Here is a 5,310-nt window from a genome sequence, read left to right on the forward strand (position 1 = left end):
TGTCGAGATGGGCGGCGAGACGGGTCGCATCGATGGCGCCGACCACGGCGATTTTCAGCGTGTCGCGCGCCAGGATTTTTTGGCGCAGCGCCACGAGGTCGTCGCGGGTGACCAGGTCGACTTCGCCCAGTTCGCCGCGCGGTGAGCGCGAATAGGGATGGCCCGCCCAGGCGGCGCGCCGCCAGGCCTGCGCCGCCATGGAGTCGGGTTCCTTGGATTCGCGCTTGAGCATGGCGTTGACCTGCCCGCGCACCCGCTCCAGCGGCGCTTCGTCGAAACGCGGCGCATTGACCGCCAGGGCCAGCAATTCGAAGGATTTGTCGATATGGCGAGCCAGTGTCTGCAAATGGCCGAAGAATTCGTCGCGCTCGGCGTTGAAATTGAGGCGGATGGCGTGATCGTCGAGCGCGCGATGAAAGGCCTCCGCTTCGAGATCGCCTGCCCCTTCGTCGAGCAGGCCGGCGAGCAGCGCCCCGGCGCCCGCCTTGCCGGGAGGGTCCTGGGTCGCGCCGCCGGCGAAGGAAAACTCCATCGCCACCAAGGGCACGGCGTAATCTTCGACCAGCCAAGCGGCGATCCCCCCGGGGCTGACGACATGCTGGACGCGCGCGGCGCGCGAAACCACGGGAACAGTAACGACTTGGGCGGGAGCGTTCATCGGACTCTCTTCTTTGTTATGGTTCAAGCTTCCGCTTCTTCCTTGAGCAGATAGCCCGTCACGGAGCGGCGGCGGTCCAGCCATTTCATCGCCTTGGCGACATCGTCGACGGTCACCGCCTCGATGCGGTCGCTCCAGCTCAACACATCGTCGACGGTCTCGCCATTAGCCAGCGCCGCGCCGAACCAGCGCGCCAGGCTCGCCTGATTGTCCTGGGCGTAGACGGCGTCGGCGATCAGCCGCGTCGAGGCGCGTGCGACGTCCTCGGCGCTGACGCCGTCGCGCGCGACCTCGGCCAGAACCGCGTCGATAGCGCTCTCCAGATCCTCCAGCGATACCCCTTCCGCGGGCATGGCGTAGAGGAAGAATCGGCTTTCATCGAGCGCGTCGGCGAAATAATAAGCCCCGGCCATCACCGCCTTTTTCTGCTCCAGCACCAGGCGGCGATAGAGCAAGCTGGTCTGGCCGCCGCCGAGATGATGGGCCAGCACGTCGAGCGCTTCAGCTTCGCCTTTGGCCGCCGTACGGGCGGAGGGGACGAGATAGATGCGCTCGAACGACGGCTGCTCGACCTTGGCGTCCGCCAGTTTCAACAGCCTTTGCGCGCGGGGTTCGGGCTCGCGCGGGCGCTTGCGCACCGGCGGTTCGCCGCGGGCCGGGATTTTCCCGTAGGTCTCGCGCGCCAGTCTTTCGACCTCCGGCGCCTCGACGTCGCCGGCGACGACGAGAATGGCGTTTTCCGGCGTATAGAAGCGGCGGTAATAATCGAGCGCGTCTTGCCGGTCGAGCGTCTCGATCTCGTGGCCCCAGCCGATCACCGGCACGCCATAAGAATGATGGGTGTAGAGCGCGGCGTTCATCGCCTCGTCAAGCTGGGCGGCGGGATCGGTTTCGGAGCGCATCCGCCGCTCCTCCAGCACCACGTCGCGTTCCGGCGCGACTATTTCGTCGGTCAACGTCAGGCCGGTCATGCGGTCGGCCTCGAAATCCATCACGATGCGCAGATGTTCGCGCGCCACCCGCTGGAAATAAGCGGTGTAGTCATAAGAAGTGAAGGCGTTTTCCTGGCCGCCCAATTCGGCCACCACATGGGAGAATTCGCCCTGCTTGTGGTTGTGGGTGCCCTTGAACATCAGGTGTTCGAGGAAATGGGCGATGCCGCTCTTGCCGCGAGGATCGTCGGCCGAGCCGTTGCGATACCACACCATATGGGTGACCACCGGGGCGCGATGGTCGGGAATGACCACCACTTTCATGCCGTTTTCCAGCGTGAAATGGTCGACCTTCGGTCCGGCGTGGCGTTCGCGGCCCTCTCCTGCAGCCGGCGACGGCTGCTCATTCGCCGCGCTTGAGGGAAGAGCCGAGACGGAATGAGCCACTGCGCGCGTCCTTGTCTGTTGGTTTCTGCGATAAAAGCACTACAGCCAATATAGAACGCGAAAGCCGGAACGACAGCCCCGGCTTTGAAAATTCGCGAAAAGGCGCGGCCTGACAAAAATAGGCTCGGCTTGGCGGCTTTAGAAAAAGTTCAGGAACTTCTTCTCTTTGGCGACGTCGCTTTCCTTCAGGCCCGAAACCTGGCCGTCGGCGCCGCGCACCTTTTCGGTATATTCTGCGGGCGGCTTGGTCAAAGCTTCGCTTTCGGGACGCTTGGCGACTTGGCGGGGTCCGCCGCTTTCCTGCGGCGGCGGCAGGGTGCGCTGTTGCGGCACCGCCAGTTTCGGCCTCTCGCTGTAGTCGATCGTGTCCATTGGCTTGGCGCCGCCAAGGCCGACCGTCTTCAGGACATTGTCGAACATGCCGGGCTTTTGCGGAACGATCTCTACGACCGGCGCCGGGCGTGCCGGCTGGCTGGCGGGGGCCGGGTTGGCGGGAGCCTGGCTGACGGCGGCTGGGCTGGCGGGAGCCTGGCTGACAGAGCCTGAGCTGGCGGGAGCCTGGCTTACAGAGCCCGAGCTAACAGGGGCCGGGGTGGCGGGGGCTGCCGGTTTGGCGCCGCCGATGCCGACCGTGCTCAGCGCCTTGTCCCACAGGCTCGGTTCCTGAGCCTGGGCCGGGGCGCCGGAAAACATCGCTGCTCCGCCAATCAGCGCGCAGGACAAAAGGAAAAAGCGGGAGGAACCCGCGATGCTTTTGCAAAATGCGCTTTTTGTCAGGATCATGGGCTAACCTCGAATACTCTCGCCAAAGCTATGAATTGCGGAGGTCTAACTCGCATTCAAGGCGATTTCACGGCATTTTCACGCCTTCCGAGCCTTGGCGGACTCCGGCGTCGCGAGCGAGTCATATAGCAGAAGCGCGACCCCGGCAACAATGCCGGCGTCGGCGAGGTTGAACACGTAATTGGACAAGGGCCCGAGCGAAAAAGGCGTGTGAAAATAGAGGAAATCCGCCACCGCGCCATGGACCAACCGGTCGAGGGCGTTGCCGAGCGCGCCGCCGATCAGGCAGCCGAACCCCGCCGCCGCCGCAGGCCGGTGCGCCCGCCACAGCCAGACAGTCAGAAAAATCACCGCGACCAGCGCCACGCCAACCAGAGCGTAACGGCCGAGATCGCCATCGGAGCGCAGCATCGTATAGGCGATGCCACGGTTCCAGCTCAGAGTCAGGGCAAGAAAAGGCGTCAAGGCGATGACGGGATGTTCCGGGCCGCCCAGCAGGCCGATCGCCCAGATTTTGCTCGCCTGATCGAGCGCCAGCACGATCAGCGCGGAGGCGAGGCCGAGAAGCCGGCGCCGCGCTGCGGGCGAAAAGCTCACGACCAAAGGCCGGCCGCCCGCAATTCCCGCAAGGCTTGCGCGTCGCGCGGCGTAACGTCGGGGAATTCGGGATCGGTCCCGACCAAAGGCGAGATCCGCCAGGAGCGGACGCATTTACGGCCCTGCGCGCGACGGCTGACCACGCCGACCCCCGGCGTCTCCGGTAGGGTGAAGGCGCCCTGCGGCGGCTCGCCAGCGACGATTTCGATGGAAGAGGTGATGCAGATATCGGCGAAATCGACCCCTCCGAGCGCCGCGCGCAAAGCGGGATCGGCGATGAATACCTGGGGGTCCGCCTCGAGCGACGAGCCGATGTTCTTGGCCGCCCGCTCGATTTCCAGCGCCCCGGTGACGACGGCGCGAATGCGGCGGATGGTCCGCCACTTGGCCGCCAGGGTCTCGTCGCGGAAAAGCTCCAGCCCGGAGGGGAATTCGGTCAGATGGATCGAGGGCGCGGCCTGCGGGCGGAAGGCCAGCCAGGCTTCCTCGGCGGTGAAGCAGAGGATCGGCGCCAGCCATTTCAGCAGCGCCCCGCACAGGATGTCGATCGTCGTCAGCGCCGCCTTGCGCGCGACGCTGGAAGGCGGATCGCAATAGAGGCAATCCTTGCGGATGTCGAAATAAAACGCCGACAGGTCGCCAGTCATGAACCCCGATAACAGCGCGACGACTTTTTTGTAGTCGAACTGGGCGTAGGCCTCGCGGACCTGGCCGTCGATCTCGGCGAGGCGATGCAGGATCGCCCGCTCCAGTTCGGGCATGTCTTCCTTCGCCACCGCCTGCGCCGGGTCGAAATGCGCCAGCGCGCCGAGGATCCAGCGCAAGGTGTTGCGCAGTTTGCGATAGGTCTCGGAGAAGGTGGCCAGAATCTCCTTCCCGATGCGAAGATCGTCGGAGTAGTCGGAAGCCGCCACCCACAGGCGCAGGATGTCGGCGCCGGAATCCTTGATGACGCTTTGCGGAGCGACGACATTGCCGAGCGATTTCGACATTTTCCGCCCCTTTTCGTCGAGGACGAAACCGTGGGTGAGGACGGAATCATAAGGCGCGCGGCCGCGCGTGCCGCAGCTTTCCAAAAGCGAGGAATGAAACCAGCCGCGATGCTGGTCCGAGCCTTCGAGATACATCACCTCGTCCGGCCCGCCGTCATGGCGACGGCGGATTCCGGCGAGGCTTGGAAAATGCTCCGGGTCTTCGAGAGTGAAGGCGTGGGTCGAGCCGGAATCGAACCAGACGTCGAGCACGTCGTCGATCTTTTCGTAATCGACGGGATCGTAATCCGGCGCGAGGAAGCGCTCGGCGGCGCCCTCCTCGTACCAGGCGTCGGCGCCTTCAAGCTCGAAAGCCGCGATGATGCGGGAATTGACCTTGTCGTCGACCAGGATTTCGTGGCCGCCCTTCCTGACGAAAACCGCGATCGGCACACCCCAGGCGCGCTGGCGCGACACCACCCAGTCCGGCCGGTTGGCGATCATGCCAGTGATGCGATTTTCGCCCGCCGCGGGCACCCAGCGGGTGCGGCCGATTTCTTCCAGCGCCACCTCGCGCAGGGTCGGCTGGTTGGAGTCTCGTCCCAGTCCCATCGCGGCGACGGCGTCGAGCGCGACGGCGAAAGGCTTGTCCATTGCAATGAACCATTGCGGCGTATTGCGGAAGATCACCGGCTTTTTCGAGCGCCAGCTGTGCGGGTACTGATGTTTCAACCGCCCCCGCGCCAGCAGCGCGCCTGCCTCCGCCAAAGCCTTGATGACGCGCTCGTTGGCGTCGCCCTTGTTGCCCTTGTCGTCGATGACGCGCGCGCCTTCGAAGCCGGGAACCTCTTTGGTGTAGAAACCGTCGGCGTCCACCGTATAGGGGATGCGCGCGTCGATGCCGCGCTCATGAAGGAGCCGG

5 protein-coding genes are annotated in these 5,310 nt (G+C 64.9%); all 5 read right to left on the bottom strand.

From position 1 onward, the window contains the following. The coding region (locus ACLP2E_RS02735) for a M16 family metallopeptidase (protein WP_442465087.1) at positions 1 to 658 on the bottom strand (658 nt) is incomplete at its 3' end. A 23-nt stretch (positions 659 to 681) separates the two neighbouring features. After that, the gene (locus tag ACLP2E_RS02740) at positions 682 to 2,037 is read right to left on the bottom strand and encodes a M16 family metallopeptidase (RefSeq protein WP_442463501.1); all 1,356 of its coding nucleotides are present in this window, start codon (positions 2,035 to 2,037) and stop codon (positions 682 to 684) included. Positions 2,038 to 2,175: 138 nt separating this feature from the next. After that, complete coding sequence (locus ACLP2E_RS02745; protein ID WP_442463502.1) at positions 2,176 to 2,730, bottom strand: hypothetical protein; 555 nt, start codon at positions 2,728 to 2,730, stop codon at positions 2,176 to 2,178. Between the two features lie 168 nt (positions 2,731 to 2,898). Then, the gene (gene lspA, locus ACLP2E_RS02750) at positions 2,899 to 3,417 is read right to left on the bottom strand and encodes a signal peptidase II (protein ID WP_442463503.1); all 519 of its coding nucleotides are present in this window, start codon (positions 3,415 to 3,417) and stop codon (positions 2,899 to 2,901) included. Further along, positions 3,414 to 5,310: isoleucine--tRNA ligase (locus ACLP2E_RS02755; RefSeq protein ID WP_442465088.1), on the bottom strand; the 1,897-nt coding region annotated here is incomplete at its 5' end. The genes ACLP2E_RS02755 and lspA, both read right to left, overlap by 4 nt.

The sequence above is a fragment of the Rhodoblastus sp. genome (assembly GCF_052145335.1).
Classification (GTDB): Bacteria; Pseudomonadota; Alphaproteobacteria; order Rhizobiales; family Beijerinckiaceae; genus Rhodoblastus.